At 59.5% G+C, this 21,076-nt stretch carries 22 protein-coding genes; 7 read left to right on the top strand and 15 right to left on the bottom strand.

Annotation, left to right across the window (positions count from 1 at the left end):
* Window positions 1–92 precede the first annotated feature (92 nt).
* The 11 genes from ACN0X0_RS08240 to ACN0X0_RS08190 all read right to left on the bottom strand — a co-directional run bounded on the left by ACN0X0_RS08240 (window position 93) and on the right by ACN0X0_RS08190 (window position 13,475).
* Complete coding sequence (locus ACN0X0_RS08240; protein WP_417278747.1) at window positions 93–1,166, bottom strand: 2,3-butanediol dehydrogenase; 1,074 nt, start codon at window positions 1,164–1,166, stop codon at window positions 93–95.
* A 211-nt stretch (window positions 1,167–1,377) separates the two neighbouring features.
* Entirely contained in the window at window positions 1,378–1,770 is a 393-nt protein-coding gene (locus ACN0X0_RS08235; RefSeq protein WP_167601358.1) for a DUF3775 domain-containing protein, read from the bottom strand.
* Between the two features lie 93 nt (window positions 1,771–1,863).
* The gene (locus ACN0X0_RS08230; protein WP_417278746.1) at window positions 1,864–3,018 is read right to left on the bottom strand and encodes a DNA recombination protein RmuC; all 1,155 of its coding nucleotides are present in this window, start codon (window positions 3,016–3,018) and stop codon (window positions 1,864–1,866) included.
* Window positions 3,015–4,904, bottom strand: a complete 1,890-nt coding sequence (gene mutL, locus ACN0X0_RS08225; RefSeq protein ID WP_417278745.1) for a DNA mismatch repair endonuclease MutL — start codon at window positions 4,902–4,904, stop codon at window positions 3,015–3,017. The genes ACN0X0_RS08230 and mutL overlap by 4 nt, the downstream gene beginning before the upstream one ends.
* 81 nt (window positions 4,905–4,985) lie before the next feature.
* Complete coding sequence (locus ACN0X0_RS08220; RefSeq protein ID WP_417262258.1) at window positions 4,986–6,293, bottom strand: M16 family metallopeptidase; 1,308 nt, start codon at window positions 6,291–6,293, stop codon at window positions 4,986–4,988.
* A complete protein-coding gene (locus ACN0X0_RS08215) occupies window positions 6,290–7,633 on the bottom strand; it encodes a M16 family metallopeptidase (protein ID WP_417278744.1) in 1,344 nt (447 codons plus the stop codon). The genes ACN0X0_RS08220 and ACN0X0_RS08215 overlap by 4 nt, the downstream gene beginning before the upstream one ends.
* 100 nt (window positions 7,634–7,733) lie before the next feature.
* On the bottom strand, window positions 7,734–8,198 hold the full coding sequence (locus ACN0X0_RS08210) for a DUF3035 domain-containing protein (protein ID WP_417278743.1): 465 nt from the start codon (window positions 8,196–8,198) through the stop codon (window positions 7,734–7,736).
* A gap of 57 nt (window positions 8,199–8,255) precedes the next feature.
* Window positions 8,256–8,729, bottom strand: a complete 474-nt coding sequence (gene lspA, locus ACN0X0_RS08205) for a signal peptidase II (RefSeq protein WP_417278742.1) — start codon at window positions 8,727–8,729, stop codon at window positions 8,256–8,258.
* A 9-nt stretch (window positions 8,730–8,738) separates the two neighbouring features.
* Window positions 8,739–10,328 carry a bifunctional phosphoribosylaminoimidazolecarboxamide formyltransferase/IMP cyclohydrolase gene (gene purH, locus ACN0X0_RS08200; RefSeq protein ID WP_417278741.1) on the bottom strand — a complete coding sequence of 530 codons (1,590 nt, stop codon included), beginning with the start codon at window positions 10,326–10,328 and terminating at the stop codon, window positions 8,739–8,741.
* A gap of 27 nt (window positions 10,329–10,355) precedes the next feature.
* Window positions 10,356–12,059, bottom strand: coding sequence for a heparinase II/III family protein (locus ACN0X0_RS08195; RefSeq protein ID WP_417278740.1), 1,704 nt, complete (start codon window positions 12,057–12,059; stop codon window positions 10,356–10,358).
* Window positions 12,060–12,194: 135 nt separating this feature from the next.
* The gene (locus ACN0X0_RS08190) at window positions 12,195–13,475 is read right to left on the bottom strand and encodes an RsmB/NOP family class I SAM-dependent RNA methyltransferase (protein ID WP_417278739.1); all 1,281 of its coding nucleotides are present in this window, start codon (window positions 13,473–13,475) and stop codon (window positions 12,195–12,197) included.
* Between the two features lie 59 nt (window positions 13,476–13,534).
* Here ACN0X0_RS08190 and ACN0X0_RS08185 point away from each other — a divergent pair, with 59 nt between their 5' ends.
* A complete protein-coding gene (locus ACN0X0_RS08185) occupies window positions 13,535–13,732 on the top strand; it encodes a DUF1674 domain-containing protein (RefSeq protein ID WP_417262264.1) in 198 nt (65 codons plus the stop codon).
* A gap of 67 nt (window positions 13,733–13,799) precedes the next feature.
* On the opposite strand, the gene dapB is transcribed toward ACN0X0_RS08185, so the two are convergent.
* A complete protein-coding gene (gene dapB / locus ACN0X0_RS08180) occupies window positions 13,800–14,609 on the bottom strand; it encodes a 4-hydroxy-tetrahydrodipicolinate reductase (RefSeq protein WP_417278738.1) in 810 nt (269 codons plus the stop codon).
* Between the two features lie 102 nt (window positions 14,610–14,711).
* Here dapB and rbfA point away from each other — a divergent pair, with 102 nt between their 5' ends.
* From rbfA to ACN0X0_RS08165, 3 genes are read left to right on the top strand one after another with little or no spacing between them, the layout of a single operon-like run.
* On the top strand, window positions 14,712–15,134 hold the full coding sequence (rbfA, locus tag ACN0X0_RS08175; RefSeq protein WP_417262266.1) for a 30S ribosome-binding factor RbfA: 423 nt from the start codon (window positions 14,712–14,714) through the stop codon (window positions 15,132–15,134).
* The gene (gene truB / locus ACN0X0_RS08170) at window positions 15,134–16,042 is read left to right on the top strand and encodes a tRNA pseudouridine(55) synthase TruB (RefSeq protein WP_417278737.1); all 909 of its coding nucleotides are present in this window, start codon (window positions 15,134–15,136) and stop codon (window positions 16,040–16,042) included. Before rbfA ends, truB begins: the two co-directional genes overlap by 1 nt.
* Window positions 16,043–16,081: 39 nt before the next feature.
* Complete coding sequence (locus ACN0X0_RS08165) at window positions 16,082–16,588, top strand: DUF1643 domain-containing protein (RefSeq protein ID WP_417278736.1); 507 nt, start codon at window positions 16,082–16,084, stop codon at window positions 16,586–16,588.
* A gap of 15 nt (window positions 16,589–16,603) precedes the next feature.
* Here ACN0X0_RS08165 and ACN0X0_RS08160 read toward each other — a convergent pair whose 3' ends face one another.
* A complete protein-coding gene (locus ACN0X0_RS08160; protein WP_417278735.1) occupies window positions 16,604–18,040 on the bottom strand; it encodes a calcium-binding protein in 1,437 nt (478 codons plus the stop codon).
* A gap of 173 nt (window positions 18,041–18,213) precedes the next feature.
* Between ACN0X0_RS08160 and ACN0X0_RS08155 the strand changes: the two genes are divergently transcribed.
* Window positions 18,214–18,510 (top strand): DUF5665 domain-containing protein, encoded by a 297-nt coding sequence (locus ACN0X0_RS08155; RefSeq protein WP_417262270.1) that lies wholly within the window; start codon window positions 18,214–18,216, stop codon window positions 18,508–18,510.
* 163 nt (window positions 18,511–18,673) lie between these two features.
* Window positions 18,674–18,943 carry a 30S ribosomal protein S15 gene (gene rpsO / locus ACN0X0_RS08150; RefSeq protein WP_167601341.1) on the top strand — a complete coding sequence of 90 codons (270 nt, stop codon included), beginning with the start codon at window positions 18,674–18,676 and terminating at the stop codon, window positions 18,941–18,943.
* Between the two features lie 92 nt (window positions 18,944–19,035).
* Here the strand turns inward: rpsO and ACN0X0_RS08145 are convergent, their stop codons facing one another.
* Window positions 19,036–19,716: a Crp/Fnr family transcriptional regulator gene (locus tag ACN0X0_RS08145; protein WP_417278734.1), complete on the bottom strand. Its 681-nt coding sequence runs from the start codon at window positions 19,714–19,716 to the stop codon at window positions 19,036–19,038.
* Between the two features lie 138 nt (window positions 19,717–19,854).
* On the opposite strand from ACN0X0_RS08145, the gene ACN0X0_RS08140 reads away from it, so the two are divergent.
* On the top strand, window positions 19,855–20,235 hold the full coding sequence (locus ACN0X0_RS08140; protein ID WP_417262272.1) for a hypothetical protein: 381 nt from the start codon (window positions 19,855–19,857) through the stop codon (window positions 20,233–20,235).
* On the opposite strand, the gene ACN0X0_RS08135 is transcribed toward ACN0X0_RS08140, so the two are convergent.
* Window positions 20,226–20,993: an SGNH/GDSL hydrolase family protein gene (locus ACN0X0_RS08135; protein ID WP_417278733.1), complete on the bottom strand. Its 768-nt coding sequence runs from the start codon at window positions 20,991–20,993 to the stop codon at window positions 20,226–20,228. The two genes, ACN0X0_RS08140 and ACN0X0_RS08135, sit on opposite strands and share 10 nt — an antisense overlap.
* Window positions 20,994–21,076 lie beyond the last annotated feature (83 nt).

Below are 21,076 nucleotides of genomic sequence, written 5' to 3'. Positions count from 1 at the left end.
ACAGGCGGGCGGAGGAGAGGCGGGCGGAGGAGAGGATCGCATAAAAATGGCGCGCCCGAGACCGGACGCGCCACCCTTGATGTCACGATGACTTACTTCGTCACGTCGATCAGAATTTTGACGTGCTCACCAGAGGCATCGAGCAGCGCGTCAAAGCCTTCGGTCACGGCATCGTCCAGCACGATTTTCTTGGTCACGACTTTCTCCGCCGGAATCGCACCCGATGCGATCAGATCGACCACTTTCGGCCAGTAATGCGTCGGATAGGCCCAAGCACCGCGCACGTCGACGTCTTTGAAGGTCACGTCATGCCAATGCAGCTTGCTGTCCTTGGTGTGCAGACCGACCTGAACAATCGTGCCCTGTTTGCGCACGGCTTGCAGCCCGGTGTTGAGCGCGGCTTCGTTGCCCGAGGCCTCGATCACCTTGTCACAGCCAACGCCACCTTCGGTCTGAGCGCGAATCTCGGCCACCACGTCGTCCTTCGTCGGGTTGAAGGTGACGACCTCCGGCAGAATCTCTTTCGCCAGTTTCAGACGGGTTTCATTCACATCGGAGAGGAAGATTTTCGTCGCGCCATAGGCTTTCGCAGAGAGCATCGCGAGCATACCAATCGGACCAGCCCCGGTCACAAGCACGCTATCACCCGCCGTCACCTCGCCACGCTCACAGGCATAAACGGCCACGGCGGTCGGCTCGACCAGCGCGCCTTCTTCCCAACTCATGTTGTCCGGGATTTTCACGGCGTTGTAATCGTTGACGATGGCCGCTTCGGCCATACCGCCGGACATCCAGCTCAGCCCCACAAGTGCCAGATCTTCGCTCAGGTGGAACAATCCACGGTCGGCAAAATAGTCGCCCGAACGCGGCATCACCAGCGGTTGCACCGACACACGGTCACCCGGTTTCACATGGGTCACACCTTCGCCCACGGCGGTCACTTCGCCGCTGAACTCATGGCCCAGAACCTGCGGAGCTTGTGCCTTGGTGAAAGGATGCGGCTCGACCGGAACGAAAATCGGCCCGGCGACATATTCATGCAAATCCGTACCGCAGATGCCGACATATTTGTTCTTGATCGCAACCTGCCCGGGCCCCGGCTGGGGAATATCGTCAATCTCTTCGATGCGAAGGTCTTTCGCCGCGTAGAACCTAAGAGCTTTCATGGGGAGGTCTCCTTTTAAATCACATTTTGCCCCATAGGGCATGGGCCATGGCATCTGTCGCGCCGGCCACAGCACAGACCTAAGCTCTTTTATTCAAAAGGAAATGTGTACATCTGCACACAATTCTGTGTAATCCGGCCCCCTCATGCCTCGGACATAAAAAAGCGCCACACAAGCGTGCGGCGCTTTCCTTATCTCTCTCGCGACGGCCTTACACCTTGCGGTAAATCTCATCTTCGATCTCGGACGTATCCACACCGAGACTTTCCAGACCGTCCTCGAGGTAATCCGGCAAAAGCGGAATGCCCAAGAGGTATTTGTCGGTCGGCCCGATGGCCTCTTGTTTTGCCGTTTCAAACGCTTCGGCGTAATCGTCGAAGGTCTCGCGACCGATCCACATGATCGCCACAAGCGCGGCTTTCTCATCCTCGTTCAAACCGCGGATGAAACTTTGCAACTCGCGCCCGGTCCCATCCGACGGGCGGGATTCAAGGATCGTATCCCCATCGGCGTCATCCGATGGCGTATCCCAACGACCGACTTTTGCCCCAAGCTCGCGCGCGCGCACGATGACAAAAGCAACTTTGTGCGGGCTGATATCCATGACAGGGGTCCTCCATTCGACTGACTGAGTGTGCATCTTACATCTGTTTCGGCACATGACCTAAGTCAAAGAGAGAGGCTTGAGAAGCGCGCTTTACGACTTTTGCACAAGCGGCGCAGGGGGAACCGGCGCGGCATCGCTCGCCAGTTCTTCGAAATCGAAATTGTCGAGGCGGTGCGCGCGTTTGCCCGCTTTCTCCGCCGAGATTTTGATGTCTTCGAGGTCTTTCGCCGCCTGTCCGAAATGCCGGTCTAGATTGCCGACACGGGTGCAGAGACGTTCGACATCGCCATGCAAAAGCGACAATTCCTTGCGAATGGCGCCCGCCTGTTCACGCATTCTCGCATCCTTGAGAATCGCCCGCATGGTGTTGAGCGTCGCCATGCAAGTTGTCGGCGACACGATCCAGACACGTTTGTCGAACCCTTCGCGCACCAGCTCCGGAAAATTGGCGTGAAGCTCCGCATAGACCGCCTCGGACGGCAGGAACATCAGCGCACCATCCGCCGTTTCGCCCTCAAGGATGTATTTCTCGGAAATATCGGAGATGTGTTTTTTCACCGCCTGCCGCATCAGTTTCGCGGCCTCATTCAACTCCCATTGCGTGTCGGCACGTCTGAGCGCCTCATAGGCCTCCAGTGGGAATTTACTGTCGATGGCAATCGGCCCCGGCGGATTCGGCAGGTGAATGAGACAGTCGGCCCGCTTGCCGTTTGAAAGCGTCGCCTGAAGCGTATAGCTGTCGCGCGGCAGAGCCTTGCCCACGATGTCGTTCAGTTGAATTTCCCCAAACGCCCCGCGCGTTTGCTTGTTCGACAGGATGTCCTGAAGCGACAGCACATTGCCCGAAAGCTTTTCGATATTGGCCTGCGCCTTGTCGATGGTCTCAAGCCGCTCCTGCAACGCGCCCAATGACTTCGCCGTGCGCTGCGCGGAGCCTTGCAGGTTCACGTTCATAGTCTCGGTCACCAAGGCCAAGCGCTTTTCCATCAACTCCAGCATCTTGGTCTGCGAGGCGACCTGTGCCTCAGACACATGGGTCAGCCCACCGGCAAGCTGTTGTTGCCCGTCGGAGAGCATCTGCACCCGCTGGCCAAGCTGGTTCATTTGCTGCGCAATCGGCAAAGCCATCTTCGCCGCCTCACCGGAGCGTTTCAGCACCACGATCAGAAGGATGAAAAAGACCAGAAACACCGCCACACCGATCACGGCAGCCAGTGTCAGGGGATCGGAAAAATCGAGTGTCATGTGCGTCCGAAAAGCCGTTCGATGTCGGAAAGTTTCAGCTCCACATAGGTGGGCCGACCGTGGTTGCATTGCCCGGAGTGCGGCGTCGCCTCCATCTCGCGCAAAAGCGCATTCATCTCTTCGGCGTGCATCCGACGGCCTGAGCGGATCGAGCCGTGACAGGCCACACGCGACAGGACCGCTTCGATTTTGGCCTGCACCGTGAAGCTGTCCCCCAGATCGGCCAACTCATCGAGGATGTCCTCGATCATCGCCTTGGCGTCTACGCGGCCCAGAATGGCGGGCGTCTCGCGCACCGCAATCGCACCGCCGCCAAAGGGTTCGATGCCAAGACCCAGCTTCGCGAGATCGTCGGACAGATCCAAAAGCATCTGCGCATCGTTGGCAGAGAGTTCGACAATCTCCGGGATCAAAAGCGCCTGCGCCTTGACGCCGTGCTCCGCCATCTGATGTTTCAGCTTCTCGTAAACCAACCGCTCATGTGCGGCATGTTGATCGACGATGACGATACCGCGTTCGGTCTGGGCGATGATGTAATTCTCATGCACCTGCGCGCGGGCGGCCCCCAAGGGCAAAGCCTCTGTGACAGGCGCCGCATCGACTTCTTCCATCCGCGCAGACGGCACTGACATTTCGGCAAAGCCCGGGGTGGTCATCGGCTCGGCACGTTCCGGTGCTTGCCACGTGTAACTTTGCTCAACCACCTCAGAGGAGGGACGATAGGGCGCGGAATAGCTCTGTGAGGGGCGGTCCATCTGATAGACGCGGGGTTCCGTGACCTCGGGCCGCATCGCGCCCAGCGTCGCATTGGCAACTGTGGTCGAGGCCCGGTGTCCGGCTTCGGCCAAAGCATGGCGCAGCGCAGAAACAATCAGCCCGCGTGCAAGGCCCGGCTCCCGGAACCGCACCTCGGATTTTGCCGGGTGCACGTTGACGTCGACCAGATGCGGATCGCAGTCGATGAATAGACAGGCCGCCGGATGACGGTCGCGGGACAGGAAATCGAAATAGGCGCCGCGCAGCGCACCAACGAGCAATTTGTCCCGCACCGGACGGCCATTGACGAACAGATACTGCGCCACGGCAGAGCCGCGCGAATAGGTCGGCAGAGCGGCATAGCCGGTGAGCGTCAGCCCCTCGCGTTCGGCATCAATCGCCAGCGCATTCTCGGCGAACTCCTTGCCCAAGACGGTCGCCAAACGCCCATGCAGCGCGTCGAACATATCACCAGATTGCGGATCGGCGCGGAAGGTCACACGCCCCTCGCCGCCGCCCGAGACATCGCGAAGCGTAAAGCCGACATAGGGTTCAGCCATGGCGAGACGCTTGATCACATCGGAAATCGCCTGTGCCTCCGCCCGGTCGCTGCGCAGGAATTTGAGGCGCGCGGGCGTGGCGTAGAACAGATCGCGCAGCTCGACCACGGTGCCACGGGTGAGGGCGGCGGGTTTCACCGGCTCCATCTTGCCGCCGGACACAGAGAGCGTCACGCCCTCGGCCCCTTCAGCGCGCGAGGTGATTTTCAACCGACCGACAGCACCCAGCGACGGCAGTGCCTCGCCACGAAAACCAAAGGTGTGGATGTCGAGCAAATCGGAGCCGTCAATCTTCGACGTCGCATGGCGAGAAAGCGCGAGAGGCAGGTCATCCGCCGTCATCCCGCAGCCGTCATCTGTGATACGAATGAGGGTCTTGCCGCCATCGGCATAGTCCACTTCGATCCGCCGCGCACCTGCGTCGATGGCATTTTCAGCAAGCTCTTTGACAGCGGAGGCAGGCCGTTCGACCACCTCACCCGCCGCAATACGGTTGATCGCACCCTCGTCAAGCTGACGAATGACGGGGCGCGGGGTCTCTTGGCTTATGTTGCGTGTCGGAGAATTCATACCACTAGGCGTAGCATGACGCCGCCCGATTCGACCATGATGAAATCCGGTCAAATCGGGCGGATTTGAAGCGGTTCGCTTTTAGTTGGTCACAAGGTCTTCCGGGCGACCGACCACCACAAAAGACAGGTTTTCCGGGTCATACAGCCGCTGGATCACTGCGTTGATCTGATCGAGCGTCACCGCCTCAATCATCTCATTGCGGGTGGTGATATAGTCCGGCGACAGCCCGTCCATCTGCATGCCGACAAGAATGCGCGCGATCGGGCCGTTGCCGTCAAACCGCAACGCATAGGCGCCGGTGAGATAGGTTTTCACCATCTCCAACTCTTCGGCGGTGAGCCCCGTCTCGGCAAACTTCGCCCATTCGTCCTTGACCACATCAATCGCTTCGGCCACCACGGCGTTACCAGACGAAAACTGCCCCATGACCAATTCGGAGTGATCGAACGGCACGAGATAGGAGCCAATGCCATAGGTCAGGCCACGTTTTTCCCGCACCTCATCCATGAGCCGCGATTCGCCGTGACCGCCCAGCACCTCGTTGGCGATATAAGCCGGGATGAAATCCGGATCGTCGCGCGTGATGCCCTTTTGTCCGAACATCACCACCGATTGCGGCGTATCAAAAGGCACGACTGTGACGCCCCCCGCCAGCGCAGGCTCGACACGTTCCGGCAGCTCCGGGCCGCTTTCCGGCAGGTCGCCCAAAAGATCGTCCAAAAGCGTCGCCAATTCTTCGGCAGAAATATCGCCCACGGCGCCGACATAGAGACGATCACGCGTCATCACGCGGTCTTTCGCGAGGAACATATCGTCACGCGTCAGACCGGCCACGCTCTCGGCCGTGCCATTGTCGTCGCTGCCATAGGGGTGATCGCCAAAGGCCTGTTTGTAGAACATTTTTGAGGCGATATCACCCGGATCGGTCTCTGAACTGCGCAGGATGGACTGGACCTGACCGCGCACGCGATCCACGGCCTCCTGATCGAAGCGCGGCTCCATCAAGGCGGTGCGCAATAGCGCCATCGCCTCGTCGCGATTCTCGGTCAAAAAGCGGGCCGAGATGGTCACCGAATCCATATAGGCGTCGAAATTGAAACTCGCAGCCAGCGCATCGCGCGCCTCGGCAAAGCCCTGTGCATCCAAGTCTCCCGCGCCCTCTTCGAGCGTCGCCATCATCAGATTCGTCTCGCCGCGTTTGCCCGGACGATCCAGCGCCGTACCTCCGCGAAAGCGAATCTCCAGCGCGGTGAAGGGGATGGAATGCTCTTCGACCAGCCAAGCGTTGATGCCACCCGGCGTTTCCACTGTCTGCACCTCGACGGCGGCCTGCGCGGGCAGGCTCAGCCAAAGCATCGCGATGATTGCACTCAGAATACGTTTCATCCTTCGGCTCCTTCAGAGGTCGCGGGCATGAGCCAGCCAGTGACGGCGTGGCGGCGGTCGAACACCTCATGGGCGGCGGCCATGACATCGTCCGGCGTCACCGCTTGTAAAATATCCGGCCAGGATTCGATGTCGTCGAGTGACAGGCCAACGGCCAATTCCTGACCGTATTGACGGGCGAGGCCCTCGATATTGTCCTCGGCATAAATCCGGCTGGCGCGCAGCTGAGTTTGCAGCCGCTCGAATTCCGCAAGATCGACACCGTCTTTCAGAAATTGCGCAAGCGTCGCGTCGAGCGCGGCTTCAGCGTCCTCCATCGACACATCCGGGCTTGGCACCATGATCAGACCAAAAGTGGCGTCATCAATCGACGTGCCGTCGTAATAGGCGCCGACATAGATCGCCTTCGGATCGGTAAAGGTCAGGTTGCGCGCCAGATAGGAGGTCGTGGAATTGCCGCCCAAAAGCTCGGCCAGAATTTGCAGCGCCGCCGCTTTTTCCTGATCCCCCGGATCGCGTTCCGGGGCCAGATAGGTGCGGCTGACCGACGGCTGTGCCACGCGCGGATCGCTCATGGTCATGCGCCGCTCCGCCAGTTGCGGCGGCTCCTGCGGACGCAAGCGAGGCGCCAGATCGGGCGAGGGCGCGACGGGGCCGTAATAGGTCTTGGCGAGATCCAGGACCTCTTCGGGATCGACATCGCCCGCGACCACGAGAATGGCATTATTCGGCGCGTAATAGCGGTGGTAGAAATTGAACGCATCGTCGCGCGAGAGCTGTTCCATCTCCTGACGCCAGCCGATGATCGGCACGCCGTAAGGGTGGTTGAGATATTGCGCCGCGCGGGTCTGTTCGCGGAACAGAGCGCCGGGATCATTGTCGATCCGCTGGTTGCGCTCTTCCAAAATGACCTGACGTTCGGTTTTCACATCGTCTTCGGTCATTTGCAGATCGCGCATCCGATCCGCTTCCATCTCCATCATCAAAGGCAGGCGATCCGCCGCAATCCTTTGATAATAAGCGGTATAATCCCAAGAGGTGAAAGCATTGTCCGACCCGCCATTGCGCGTCACGGTTTCCGACAACTCGCCAGAGGAGAGATCGTCCGTGCCCTTGAACATCAGATGCTCAAGGAAATGCGCGATGCCGCTTTTGCCCGCGGGCTCATCGGCGGCGCCGATTTTATACCACACGGTATGGGCCACCACGGGGGCGCGGTGGTCCTCCAACACGACGACCTCCATGCCATTGTCCAAGGTGTAATGGCTCACCTCGGCCGCATAAGCCGGGGAGATTACGGGGAAAGCGAGCGCCACAAGGGCCGCCAAACCATATTTCATGAAAGCACCTTTGTGCGTCAGATCAATTACGCCGCGAGTGTGCGCAAAAGCCGAAGCCAGCACAACCGGGTTGACGCGGACGTGAAGCGCCGCGATCCGCTTATTGTTCGGGGGCTGTCGGCACATCAATGCCGAGGGCGCGCAGGCGTTCCCATTCGGCATAGGGATCGAGGGCGAGGCGTTTGTAGGCGCGCTCATAGCTGCCACGGCCTTTGCGACGGCCCTCGTCGGCCTCATAAAGCTCCGCACGGATTTCGGGATCGACACCATAGCGCGAGGCATAGGACACGATGCCGCCATCGACGCCACCCGTCGGCACACGTCCGCCCAATGCAACGATCGCATCGGCCTTGGGCGTCGGATCGGTGCGGTTCGTGCCGCCCGGCGTCGGTGCCGGCAGCGCGCTATAGTTGGCTGGCGCTTGCAACGGTTTCGCAGGCAGGATCGAAAACTCATCCGGGCCGGTTTTGATCCGGTTCGGAACGCGTTCCTTGTTCTGGCCACAGGCCACAAGCGCGGTCAAAGCCACAAGGCACAGCGCCGTTTTGAACACATTCGAGACCATAAAAACCTTCCTCCGCAAATCGCGTCTGAGCCTGTTTAAACCAGACTGACACCAAGGTCACGTCCGGTTTTTCTTGTCACCCGTGAAAAGGATGAGACCAAAGGCGCCCGCGAAAATCGTGATGTCGGCGACATTGAAGGAATAGGGGTTGGAAAAGCCGCAACAAGACATGTTGAGAAAATCCGCCACAGCGCCGTAAACGATGCGGTCGATGGCATTGCCCAGCGCGCCGCCGATCAAAAGCCCGGCACTGATTTGGCCCAGCGCAGAAAACTGTTCACGACGGACCCAGAGCAGAACCCAGATCGAAATCACCACCGCCAGCGCAACCCAGCCCCAGCGCAACAGATCGCCATGGCCGGACAAAAGCCCGAAATTGGCACCCCGGTTCCACGCCATGTGGAACACGAGATAGGGGGGCAGAACGTCGATCTGCCCCACCTCTTTGAGATTCATGACTTGGACCACGGCCCATTTCGAGAGCTGGTCGATCACAAAGGTGATCAGCGCTGTCAGTGCCGTGATCCGCATGATGTGTCCTTAGTGACGGAAGTGGCGCATGCCGGTGAGAACCATGGCGAGACCGGCCTCGTTGGCGGCGTCGATCACCTCTTGGTCACGCATCGACCCACCCGGCTGGATCACGCAAGACGCGCCAGCGGCGGCAGCTTCGAGAAGACCGTCGGCAAAGGGGAAGAACGCATCAGAAGCCACAGCGGAGCCTTTGGTCAGCGGTTCCGGCAGACCCATGGCTTCGGCCATACGCTCGGCTTTCTTGGCAGCGATCAGTGCGGAATCGAGACGCGACATCTGACCGGCACCCACGCCAACCGTGGCTTGGTCTTTGACGTAAACGATGGCGTTCGACTTGACGTGTTTTGCCACTTTCCACGCAAACAGAAGGTCTTTCATCTGCTCAGGTGTGGGCGCTTTCTCGGTCACGACTTTCAGATCGTCCATGCCAACAAAGCCCGCATCCTTGTCCTGGAACAGATAGCCGCCCGCGACCTGACGGATCGTGTTCGGCTTCTCCATGACATTCGGCAGACCTTCGGTGGTCAACAGGCGCAGGTTTTTCTTGGCGGCGAAAATCTCTTTCGCATCGTCGGTTGCACCGGGGGCGATGACGACCTCAGTAAAGATCTCAACGATGGCTTTCGCGGTCTCCGCATCAAGCACTTGGTTCAGAGCGACAATGCCCCCGAAAGCAGAGGTGCGGTCACAATCGAACGCATTGTTATAGGCCTCGATCAGCGTCGCACCCTTGGCCACACCACAGGGGTTGGCGTGTTTGATGATCGCCACAGCCGGGGTCTCCGCCGGGTCGAATTCGGCGACCAACTCGAATGCCGCATCGGTGTCGTTGATGTTGTTGTAGGACAGCTCTTTGCCCTGATGCTGGACGGCAGTCGCCACACCCGGACGTTCCGAGCCATCGACATAGAAGGCCGCAGACTGGTGCGGGTTTTCGCCATAACGGAGCGTCTGTTTGATCTGACCGGCAACCACGCGACGACGCGGGGCCTCTTCGCCAATCGCAGACGCCATCCAGTTCGACACGGCGGCGTCATAGGCGCCGGTGCGGGCATAGGCGATCTGGGCCATTTTCTGACGGAATGCGTAGGAGGTCTGGCCGTCGTTGGCGTCAAGCTCTGCGACCAGCGCGTCGTAATCCTCGACATCCACCACAGTGGTCACGAACCCATGGTTCTTCGCCGCCGCACGGATCATCGCCGGACCGCCGATGTCGATGTTCTCGATCATCTCGTCATACTCGGCCCCACGGGCCAGAGCGGCCTCGAACGGGTAGAGGTTCACGATCAACAAATCGATGCCGCCGATGCCGTGCTCCTCCATCGCGGAAACATGCTCGGCATTGTCACGCAGCGCCAGAAGACCGCCATGCACACGCGGGTGCAGGGTCTTCACACGGCCGTCCATCATTTCCGGGAAACCGGTGACCTCGGAGACGTCTTTCACATCGAGCCCCGCGTCGCGCAGCGTCTTTGCCGACCCGCCGGTGGAGAGCAGTTCAACCCCCTTGGCAGCCAGCGCCTTGCCCAGATCAACAAGGCCGGTTTTGTCGGATACGGAAAGAAGCGCGCGCTTCACGGGATAAAGGTCGGTCATTTTGGCAGTCCCCAGAACAAGAGCAGATCAGCTTAGGGTCTCGTCGTCCATTTCAAGGTCGCGGAGCGTCGTCGGCGTCTCCTGCGCCTTGGCCAATGTCCAACGGACACGGGTCGCATAATCCATTGCCGTCGCAGATAGAACCACTTGTTTGCTCGCACGCGGCTTTAATCGGTTTTTTTCGAGATAAACCGACCGCTCGAGGCTCAATTTTGCGCGACCGTCATGGCGGAACACCCAAATCTCACCGGATTTGAGCGCCAGAGACACCGCAGCACCACCCATATCCAATTCCGCATCCACATCGGGATGAAGGTGAAACCGGACCTGAAACGGGATGCCTTGCAGTTTGAGCCGATCCATCATCCGGTCGAATTGCCGCTCGTCCTCGCCAGTGATCGTCGCCAAAGTATCCTCGCCCGCGATGCCACGCCCGTCTTTCGACAGCTCGATCTGGCGAATATGCGTGAGGCCGTGGGTTCTGACATAGCCATTGTGCCCGGCAACGAAACCGCCGCCATCGTCATTGGCGCGCAACTCAAGGCGCACTTCGGTCGGAATATCGGCCAGAAATTCGCGCAGATGCCCGCCGATCATCCGTTTCGCGCCCAGACGCGAGGACGAAAACCCTTCGATCCCAAGCGTGGAATGCGACGGCGTGGCGCGTCCGGCACGGCGCCAATCCGGGCCAAAACTGCTGCCTGCGCCGCAATTCACGATCAAAGGCCGGCGCCCGGAGGTCAGCTCAAACGCCAAGGTCGAGGCATGGGCATTAAAAGACGCTTCGAGTTTCGGAGGGGTGGCCGCGTCAATGATGATCGAGGTCCGTCCCGCCGCCAGCCGCAGGAACCCCATGTGAAGCCCCTGCCCCGGTGGCACTTTGTTGCCGGAACTGGCCAAGGCATGGTCCAAACGCCCTTCGACCCCGCGTCCACCGCCATGAAACCGCGCCAGCCCGCCATCGGAATGGCGCAGCGCACGCAGCGTCGGCGCAATCCGCTCAATCGCGGCGAGATGTGATTCTTCGGCAATCTTTCCCGCCTCCGACAGGGCCGACGCGGCCCAGGTCAACAGCGTGAAGACCTCCAAAAGTTCTTCTGGATTGCGAGTCGGCAGACCGCCCTCCGCATCAATCTCCGCCTCGCATTCCTGCGCCAGCGCTTTGACGGCGGGGGCGACATGTTCCTCCATGCCGACCAGAGACAACCCGGCATAGATCAGCCCCGTCAGCGCCTCGAACCGAGGCAATCCCGGACTGGCCGTGCGCCAGCGACGCGACAGGAAAATCGTCTGTTGGCCAAGCGTTTTGTAAAAGGCGTTCGAAACCTCCGCCTCCTGCCCGGAGAGGAAAAACAACGCGTGGTGAATCCAGCGGATCAGCCGACGCCCCGTGAGATCCGGCGTCCAGCCCGGTCCTTTACCACCTGAAAAACGTTCAACCCAATCCTTGATCCAGTCCTGCGCCCGGTGGCGCGCGTTGTAATCGCCCACGGCAGCCAAATCATCGAGCCAGGCAAAGCCATGAATTTCTTCGACAAATCCTGACGCGGGGGCCTCGATATCCCAGATCGAGGCATTCGGCGCCTCGACCAGAAAGCCCGCAAAGAGGAAATTTCCACCGATCAACTGGCGGCCACGTGCAAAAGACCCGATGGATTTGGGCTCAGGCTGCGACACGAATCCCAAAGCGGGCGTCGCACGCGCAGCGCGCCACGCATGATACTTGTTCATGCGGCGGACGTTCTTCGCGCGCCAATCCTCGCTTTGCGACATTTCGGGCCTGCCCCACCCTGTTAACCGGGTCATTCTCAATTGCGCCGAAGATAGCGGGCGCGCCCCCGGATGTCATCGGGAAATGCCGATCCGTTATCCCCGTCGCAAGACCGTGATAAAGAAACCATCCATCCCACCGCGCTCTACCCAATAGTCAGGACGTGTGCGCAGACCTTCCTCTCCGATCCAGTCGGGCTCGATGCCGGGGATGTTCAGCGCGTCCAGATCGACACGCAGATCCGGGTGCCGGGCGATGGCATCGCGCACCTGTTCCTCGCCTTCGTCGATCAACAAGGAACAGGTGCAATAGACCAGCTTTCCGCCGGGTTTGAGCATGCCCAAAGCCCGGTCGATCAGATGTTCCTGCAACTCGAAGAGACCCGGAAAATCCGACCCGTCTTTGACATGCGGCAGGTCAGGGTGTCGACGGATCGTGCCAGTGGCGGTACAGGGCGCATCCAAAAGGATCGCATCGAACGGCCCGCCCTCATATTCCAACGCATCGCCGACGCAAATTTCCGCCGAAAGACCGCAGCGCGCGAGGTTTTCCTGCACGCGGGCCATGCGCGATTCGGAAATATCGAGCGCGGTGACCTCGACACCCATCGCGGCGAGCTGCATCGTTTTACCACCGGGCGCGGCACACATGTCGAGCACGCGGGCGCCTTTTTCGGGGGCCAGAATGCGGGCGGGCAGGCTCGCGGCGCCGTCTTGCACCCACCACTCGCCCTCTTTGAACCCTTCAAGTTTCGTGACCTGCACGGAGCCATCCAAGCGCACGGAACCGGTCGGAAGCACTTCACCGCCAAGCTGTTCGGCCCACCCCGAAGCGTCCCCCTTCACCGTCAGATCGAGCGGCGCGCCCTTGGCCTGTGCTGCTTCCATCGCGCTGACCGTGGCTTTGCCAAAATCCGCAATCAGCGGCTTGCGCAGCCATTTCGGCAGCATCGGCGCGGGCAGTGTGTCCCATTTTGCCTTCTCGCTGTCGATCTTGCGCAGCACCGCATTGACCAGCCCTTTGAAATGGCTCGACTTTGGGCGTTCCTGCATCAGTGTCACATAGGCGTTCACCACGCCATGCGCGGCCTCATTCATCGCGCAAATCTCGAACACCCCAAGGCGCAGCGCGTTCATCACATGCGGCGCGGGGCGTTTGGAGAGATGCGGCCCAAGCATCCGGTCGCAGCGATCTGTGACCCGCAACGCCTCGGTCACCAGACGCTGCGCGCGGGCGCGATCTTCGGGCGTGAGGTCCTTGGTGCGCTGCAACAGCACCTCAGAGAGGAGCCGCTTCTCAACGAGCACGGCATCCAGAAGGGCCAGAGCGGCCCGGCGGGCAGCGAGCCCGGCGACATCTGTTGATCTTGTTTTCATGGTCCAACCCCGTATATCACAAGGGCAAGCCGGACAAGATCATCCGAAAGGAGCTCCTCATGAGTGAGCAACCCGAACAACACGATATGTCGCACCTTCCCCCCGCCGCCCAGCGCGCGCTGGCCGAGGCGGAAGAACGCCGCAAAGCCCGTGAAGAGGCGGTCAAAGCCATGCCCACCGAATTGGGCGGACGCGATGGACCGGAACCCGTGCGTTATGGCGACTGGGAGAAAAAAGGCCTCGCCATCGATTTCTAAAAGAAAAACCCGCAGTCACCTGCGGGTTTTGTTTTGAGTATTTTTGCCAAGAAAAAATCAGAGGCGTTTAGAGACCCAGCACATCGAGCATATCGTATTCGCCCGGTTTCTGGCCCTGCCCCCAAAGCGCAGCTTTCACGGCACCTTTCGCAAACAGTGAGCGATCCGAAGCCACGTGACGCAGGATGATGCGCTCTCCTTCACCCGCGAACATCACGTCATGCTCGCCGATGATGTCGCCGCCCCGAATGGCGGTAAAGCCGATGTCGCCTTTGTTGCGCGCGCCGGTGATGCCATCGCGGCCCGAATCGCGGACCTCATCGAGTTTGACACCACGGCCCTCGGCGGCGGCTTCGCCCAACATGAGCGCAGTGCCCGAAGGCGCGTCGACCTTGCGGTTGTGATGCGCCTCGATGATCTCGATGTCGTAATCGGCATCCAAAGCGGCAGCGACCATTTTCGTAAGCTTGGTCAAAAGGTTGACGCCAAGGGACATGTTGCCCGCGCGAATGATCGTGGCGTGGCGGGAGGCCGCTTCGATCTTTTTAAGCTCCTCGGGGCACATGCCGGTGGTGCCGATGACATGGACGCAGCGGGCCTGTGCGGCCAGCGCGGCGAATTCGACAGTCGCTTCGGGAGCGGTAAAATCGACCACCGCTTGCGCATGTGAGAAAGCCTCAAGCGCGTCATCCGTGACCGTGATGCCCAGAGCCGTGCCCCCCATGGCCTCGCCCACATCGCGGCCGATCCATTCGCTGCCTGTACGCTCGACGGCGCCCACGAGTTTGCACTTGTCGGAGGCCACAACGGTTTTGATCAACATCTGGCCCATCCGGCCAGAGGCGCCGGTGATGACAATGCCGGGAAGCTCGCTCATGGTTTTCATCTCCTGAAATTTTCTCGCGCGAGCTTTAGCGTGTCGCAGGGGTTTTGGCAAAGCCCGCTTGCATGGCGCGCGGTTCGGGCTTATCTGGCCTTTATGGCAAAACGTTCTCATTCCAGCGGCCCCGGCGGGTCCCATCGCACCCTTCGCGTCGGCGAGGCCATTCGGCGTCGTCTGTCGGAGATTCTCACCCGTGGCGAAATTCACGACCCCGATCTGACTGCGATGTCGATCACCGTGGGCGAGGTGCGCGTGAGCCCGGATTTGCGGGTGGCGACGGCATTCATCCTGCCGCTGGGCGGCAAGGGCGCCGAGGAGGCGCTTGAGGCGCTCCGACGCAACAAGGGCGAGATCCGTCATCAGATGGGCAAGGCGCTTGGCATCAAGCACACGCCTGAAATGCGGTTCGCGCTGGATGACACTTTTGACCGGATGGACGCGACGCGGCGCTTGTTTGCCGACGAGCGCGTGCAACGCGATCTGCACAAAGACGACACAGACAGCGACGAGGAAGAGTAATGGCCCGACGCAAGAAGGGGCGCGCAGTTCACGGCTGGTTGGTTGTGGACAAGCCCGCTGGCATGACTTCGACCTCTGTCGTCAACAAGGTACGCTGGGCGTTTGACGCACAAAAGGCCGGCCATGCCGGTACGCTTGATCCCGATGCGACAGGCGTTTTGGCCGTAGCTTTGGGCGAGGCGACAAAGACCGTGCCTTTCATCACCGAAGCCTTGAAATGTTACCGTTTCTCCGTGCGCTTCGGGCAGGCGACGAACACCGATGATGCCGAGGGCGAAGTGATCGCCGAAAGTGATGCCCGCCCGACGGATGCGCAAATCCTTGATGCGCTGGCCCAGTTCGAAGGCGACATCATGCAGGTGCCGCCGAAATTCTCCGCCGTGAAAATCGACGGGCAACGCGCCTATAAATTGGCGCGCGACGACGAAGAGTTCGAGATCGCCGCACGTCCGCTTTATGTGGATGAATTGAAATTCCATGAGCGGGTTGATGAGGATCACGCGATTTTGGAAATGGTCTGTGGCAAGGGCGGTTACGTGCGCGCCATCGCGCGCGATCTGGGCGCGGCGCTTGGGTGTTATGGCCATGTCGAGTGGCTGCGCCGTGAATGGTCCGGGCCGTGGGATGTCGAAGAGGGCGTATCGCTCGCCAAGATCGAAGAATTCGCCAAGAGCGAAGAGATCGACCAATTCCTGCGCCCTGTCGAAGAGGGGCTGGCCGATCTCGATGAGGTCACCTGTACCCCAGAAGGCGCGACGCGTCTCAGAAACGGCAATCCCGGCATGGTCTATCCGGCGGATGGCGTCGAATATGGCGATGAGGTTTGGGCGTCGTTCGAGGGCAAACCTGTGGCTGTGGGCCAATATAAAGGCGGCGAATTGCACCCTTCTCGGGTGTTCAATCTCTAACCCCTTGCCTTGCGCGCCGCGAGCCGCCATTCACTCCGCATGATCACACGCACCCACACCAAGGGCGACGCGCCCTCGACCGCGGTCTACTCCGATTGCGAACGCTACCGTTATTCTCTGGTGCGGACTTGGGACCCGGAAGGGCGCAAGGCGTTTTTCGTGATGCTGAACCCCTCGACCGCCACCGAAGTGCAGAACGATCCCACTGTGGAACGCTGTGAGCGGCGCGCCCGCGCGCTTGGATTCGGGTCGTTTTGCGTGACGAATATTTTCGCCTGGCGCGACACAGACCCGAAGAAAATGCGGGCAGCCGCCGATCCGGTCGGGCCGGAAAACGACCAAGCCATTCGCGACTGGGCCCAATGGGCGGATCAAATCATCTGTGCCTGGGGGACCCATGGCGCGCATCTGGATCGCGGCGCAGAGGTCGAGCGGCTTTTGCGAGCCACGGGGCGGGACCTGTATCACCTTGGCCTGTCAAAGGCAGGGCATCCCAAGCACCCGCTTTACATCGCCTATACCCAGCAGCCGGAGCTGTGGACCTGATCCGCCGAAACGTGATCAGCCAGACAGTGCGGTGGGGCTGACCTCGACCAAGATGTCATCCAGCGTGACATCCGGCGATCCGTAGAGCACCGCCACAATATCTCCATTGACGATCACCTGGCTGGACAGACCATCGGCGGTCTGGCTCACATCGACATCAAGTGTGCCGTCAAAGCTGTCGTTCGGATCGAGGGTCACGCGCAGCATGTCCTCGCCCTCGGCAAAGTCGGTGATCTCCGCATGGCCAACATCGGCATTGGCGTCGTAATAGAGCCAGAATTCATCCGCGCCCGCACCGCCCGAAGCCGTGTCTTCGGCATCCATCAGAAGCGAGTCGTCACCATCGCCACCATAGAGCGTATCGGCCCCCGCATCGCCAGACAGCACGTAGGAAGAACCGGTGTCATTGCCCGCATAGATCGTATCATTGCCCTCGCCGCCCGACAGGATCGCAGTGCCATCGCCACCGTAAATCGTGTCGTCGCCAGCGCCCGCATTGACAATCGCAGCATCGTCGCCCGTGGCAATCGTATCATCACCCGCACCGCCTGTGACAATATTCAGCGTGCCTTCGGTCTCAATTGTCAGCTGACCGTTTTCATCCAGCGTGAGCACCGTATCCGTACCGCCCTGCATCGGATCGTCCGGCAGGACAAAGGTCTCGCCCTCGTCAGACAGGGTATATTCCACGGTCTCCCCGGTCAGCGCACCGGTCGACGCGACGTCCTCCTCTTCCGGACTCAACACAGTGTCATCTGCGTTGCCGTCTGGGCCGGGCTCATCGGGAATGTCCGGATCGTTCACGCTAAGCACATCATCATCCGCGCTGCCGTCAGGGCCCGCCTCATCCGGAATGTCCGGATCATTCGGATCAATCGCACCGAAATCACCCAATTCATCCAGAGCGTAGAGCGTTGTCTCTCCGCTTTCAGGGTCAACGATTTCAACGGAAATATCGCCAACGGGCAAGGAATCGTAGCCGAGGAAAGACAGAATCGTCTCATCCTCATCCGTCACATAGGACAGGCTTGTGCCGATCTCATCGCCATTCTCATCAAGCAGCGGTTCAACGACGAACTCACCTGTGTCGCCATCATCGAGCGTCAGAGTCACATGATCTTCTTCGGCGACGAAATCCGCAAAAAGCGTCTCACCAGAGCCCAGCGCCACGGCATAATCATCGCCGAGGCCGTCATCGCTTTCGTCAGTCGCGGCGGCATCCTCTTCGGCAATCGGATCTTCATCGACGGGATTTCCCTCAACAGGATCGCCCTCAGGCAGAGGGTCGGTGAAGTCCAAAAGATCACCTTCGCCGGACGGCGTATCTTCTGCGCCGGTCTCATCCACACCCGCGTCAGTGTCTTCGGCACTTCCTTGCGTGCCTTCTTCTTCCAAATCCGTTATTGCGAACGCAGCCGGAACCAATCCCAGCAAAGCCAAAGCCCATAACATTTGCTCACACCCCTACACAGAACAAACCCCGCACAAAGCATAGACCTTTGCTTTGCAAATGAAAGAAAAATAAACAAAAAAGTTAATCTAAACAGCTGTTAACAAAGGTTAATTTTCATTTTGCGAAGATTTCGGGTAAACCTAGGCAAAGCGATCGTAATAAAGGCCAGGACATGTCAGACGAAAAAGAGATTTTATCTCAGGATATCAAAGAGCTGAGAGTTGAGCTGGAGCGGCTGAACAATCACCGCTTTATTCGCATTCACAATTCCAATTTGCGCATGATGTGGTTTCAGTTCCTCAGAGGGCTGGCTTTTGGCTTCGGTTCGGTCGTGGGCGCGTCGATTGTCGTGTCGATTGTCGGCTTTATGCTCAACCAGATGGAGGTCGTGCCGATCATCGGGGACTGGGCGAAACAATTGGCCGGAGAGATCATGAGCGAAACCCAGCGCGTGGAGACGGGGCAATAAGTGGAACGGGGCAGGTTTGTACGACGAAAATGCTTTCTTTTCACAGAGAATCCGGCTAAACGCGCGCATTCTCGGATGAAAGAAACCGGGATTTTCTCCAAGGGCCCTGCTGGACGACATCCCGGCTTGTGCCATAACCCTTTGTTTTCGAAAGGAGACCCCGATGTCGATCACTGCTGAAGAGAAAAGCCGCCTGATCAAGGAATTCGCCACCAAAGAAGGTGACACCGGTTCCCCCGAAGTTCAGGTCGCAATTCTGACCTCGCGCATTTCCACGCTCACCGAGCACTTCAAAACCCACAAAAAAGACAACCACGGTCGCCGTGGCCTTTTGATGATGGTGGCTCAGCGTCGTAAGCTTCTCGACTACCTCAAAGGTAAAGACGAAGCCCGTTACCTCGACCTGATCAAGCGTCTCGGTATCCGTCGCTAAGACGAAAGTACCTCCGAAGCCCCGGCCGCGGCGACTGTTGCGGCGGGGAAACGGATCGGAACAGGAAAAGGCCCTCTTCGGAGGGTCTTTTTTTATATCAGCGGCCTCTGTTCCATCTCTTCGACATCCATCATAGCGCTGTTTTGCAATTTCTCGCGATCGAGAATGGTGAGCGCCCCGTTGGACCAATCCGCCACCCCGCGCGACCGCAGCTGGCTCAGCGTTTTGTTGGTATGCACCAGAGACAGTCCCAGAGCATCCGCGAGGTCCTGTTGGCGGAAGGGCAAGGCGACACTGTTGCCTTTCGTCAAACCACGGTGATTCAAACGCTCATAGAGTTTCAATAGCGCCCAAGCCACGCGTTCGACCCCGGTGCGCTGGCCGACGGTGGCAAGGCTTTGCCCCAGAAACGCCTCCTCGGAGGCCGCCAGCCACACAAGGTCATAGGCGCGCGACGGATGAGATTGGAACAAACGCCACAGATCCTGGCGCTGAAAGGTACAGAGCACCATCGGCGTCGCGGTCTCGACCGAATGCCCGGCCTCGCCCATGACGCCCGCCTGAAGACCGATGAAATCCCCGGGCATGAGGAAATTGATCACCTGCCGACGGCCGTTTTCGAGTGTCTTGTAACGCAGGCCCATACCGCTCAAGACCGTGTAAAGATGTGGTGTCTTTGCCCCTTCGATCTGAATCGTCGTTTTTGCATCGACACTCAACTCACCGCTTTTGAACGTTTCCATGAAGGACAATTCCTGCGCCGAGAAAGGCATAAAACACTCCTTCTTGCGCAGCGGGCAATTTTTACAACTCGTCGTCATTCTTCGCACTCCACTATGTCATAGTTTAATTCGCGAAGACGCCATTTGGTTCATTCTGGGGAATAATTTCCTGATACGGACCTTTCTGACATGTTCGGCAAAAATGCCCCTCCCTCGCCGCCCAGTGCGGTTTTTTTGATCCTTTGCGACGAATGGAACCTGGGGGAAAGCTTGCGGCTGGCGCTCCTGAGCGTCATGCCTGAGGCCCTGATCCTCTGGGCGACAACGCCCGGCGAGGCGCTCAAGGAGATCACCAAGCTGGCCGAGGTGACAGCCGCATTCCTTGCCCTGCCCGCCACAGAGGTCAACGCAGGTTCATTGGGACACAGGCTCGAACAACGCGGCGCACGCATCGTGATCTGGGGCGCAAGCCCGACCCAGGCCATGCCGCCCTTTGAAACGCTGAGCTGGCCGCAAGAGATCGGCGCGCTCAAGCTGTTTCTGAACCAAATCCCAAAAGATCAGTCGTAAGCCTGAATGATATGTGCCAATTTTTGCCCGATGATCCGGGAAGCCTTGCGCGAGGGGTGGATCATATCCACCCCGTGAAACGACCGATCCCCAGAGGGCACGAGATCCGAGACATCGAGGAAATACACCCCCTCGAACTCCGTCGCCATGCGTGACAACCGCATTTCGAATTCATCGCCCAGCGCACTACAGGCGTCAATCACAGAGTCCACCCCCGGCGAGCGCAAATAGCCGAGATAGATAATCCGCGCGCCAGTTTTGCGAATGCTTTGCACCAGCTTGGGGATTTCCCCCGTTTTGCCGCCCAGCGAAATCATCCGCGCCATCTTGCGGTCACAGGCGCCACAGCCACAGCCCAGCCAGAGATCGTTGCCACCACCGTTGATCACCACCCAATCCACATCGTCGCCGCGATATTGTTTGGAGATTTTCATCCCCATCGCGCCGGTGACCGGCAGACCATAGATGACACGCGCGCCGCCAATGGCGCGGTTTTCGACCGGTTCGCCAAGGCTTTCGGAGAGCGTATCGGCAATGGAGTTCTGAGACACGGAATGCCAGGCGATCATCGAATCCCCAAGCGCCAAAATCCGCGCGCTGCGCAGTGGCGCCGGTTGGCTTTGCGGCGCGGCTCTGGCGGCAATTTCATTGCCAGCGGCATCAGCAGACAGGCCCACTGAGATCAGCAGAACAAGGCACGCCACAAAGGCAAGGATCGGATTTACGGTCGGGGAACGTCTCAGTCGGTCATAGAACATGGATGGCGCATTCTGCCCTTGGCATCACAAAGATTCGTCGGCCCACCCAGACGTCCCGGCACTCTGCCACAAGCCTCCGCAAG

Source organism: Celeribacter sp., from assembly GCF_048270365.1.
GTDB lineage: Bacteria > Pseudomonadota > Alphaproteobacteria > Rhodobacterales > Rhodobacteraceae > Celeribacter.
The sequence above is the reverse complement of the archived record's forward strand: the minus strand, read 5'-3'. Positions and strand labels throughout refer to the sequence as shown.

Bases quoted from the DNA above. Each gene is read 5' to 3' on its own strand.
- ACN0X0_RS08240 (WP_417278747.1), bottom strand. From the start codon at position 1,166: ATGAAAGCTCTTAGGTTCTACGCGGCGAAAGACCTTCGCATCGAAGAG.
- ACN0X0_RS08235 (WP_167601358.1), bottom strand. From the start codon at position 1,770: ATGGATATCAGCCCGCACAAAGTTGCTTTTGTCATCGTGCGCGCGCGC.
- ACN0X0_RS08230 (WP_417278746.1), bottom strand. From the start codon at position 3,018: ATGACACTCGATTTTTCCGATCCCCTGACACTGGCTGCCGTGATCGGT.
- mutL (WP_417278745.1), bottom strand. From the start codon at position 4,904: ATGAATTCTCCGACACGCAACATAAGCCAAGAGACCCCGCGCCCCGTC.
- ACN0X0_RS08220 (WP_417262258.1), bottom strand. From the start codon at position 6,293: ATGAAACGTATTCTGAGTGCAATCATCGCGATGCTTTGGCTGAGCCTG.
- ACN0X0_RS08215 (WP_417278744.1), bottom strand. From the start codon at position 7,633: ATGAAATATGGTTTGGCGGCCCTTGTGGCGCTCGCTTTCCCCGTAATC.
- ACN0X0_RS08210 (WP_417278743.1), bottom strand. From the start codon at position 8,198: ATGGTCTCGAATGTGTTCAAAACGGCGCTGTGCCTTGTGGCTTTGACC.
- lspA (WP_417278742.1), bottom strand. From the start codon at position 8,729: ATGCGGATCACGGCACTGACAGCGCTGATCACCTTTGTGATCGACCAG.
- purH (WP_417278741.1), bottom strand. From the start codon at position 10,328: ATGACCGACCTTTATCCCGTGAAGCGCGCGCTTCTTTCCGTATCCGAC.
- ACN0X0_RS08195 (WP_417278740.1), bottom strand. From the start codon at position 12,059: ATGAACAAGTATCATGCGTGGCGCGCTGCGCGTGCGACGCCCGCTTTG.
- ACN0X0_RS08190 (WP_417278739.1), bottom strand. From the start codon at position 13,475: ATGAAAACAAGATCAACAGATGTCGCCGGGCTCGCTGCCCGCCGGGCC.
- ACN0X0_RS08185 (WP_417262264.1), top strand. From the start codon at position 13,535: ATGAGTGAGCAACCCGAACAACACGATATGTCGCACCTTCCCCCCGCC.
- dapB (WP_417278738.1), bottom strand. From the start codon at position 14,609: ATGAGCGAGCTTCCCGGCATTGTCATCACCGGCGCCTCTGGCCGGATG.
- rbfA (WP_417262266.1), top strand. From the start codon at position 14,712: ATGGCAAAACGTTCTCATTCCAGCGGCCCCGGCGGGTCCCATCGCACC.
- truB (WP_417278737.1), top strand. From the start codon at position 15,134: ATGGCCCGACGCAAGAAGGGGCGCGCAGTTCACGGCTGGTTGGTTGTG.
- ACN0X0_RS08165 (WP_417278736.1), top strand. From the start codon at position 16,082: ATGATCACACGCACCCACACCAAGGGCGACGCGCCCTCGACCGCGGTC.
- ACN0X0_RS08160 (WP_417278735.1), bottom strand. From the start codon at position 18,040: ATGTTATGGGCTTTGGCTTTGCTGGGATTGGTTCCGGCTGCGTTCGCA.
- ACN0X0_RS08155 (WP_417262270.1), top strand. From the start codon at position 18,214: ATGTCAGACGAAAAAGAGATTTTATCTCAGGATATCAAAGAGCTGAGA.
- rpsO (WP_167601341.1), top strand. From the start codon at position 18,674: ATGTCGATCACTGCTGAAGAGAAAAGCCGCCTGATCAAGGAATTCGCC.
- ACN0X0_RS08145 (WP_417278734.1), bottom strand. From the start codon at position 19,716: ATGCCTTTCTCGGCGCAGGAATTGTCCTTCATGGAAACGTTCAAAAGC.
- ACN0X0_RS08140 (WP_417262272.1), top strand. From the start codon at position 19,855: ATGTTCGGCAAAAATGCCCCTCCCTCGCCGCCCAGTGCGGTTTTTTTG.
- ACN0X0_RS08135 (WP_417278733.1), bottom strand. From the start codon at position 20,993: ATGTTCTATGACCGACTGAGACGTTCCCCGACCGTAAATCCGATCCTT.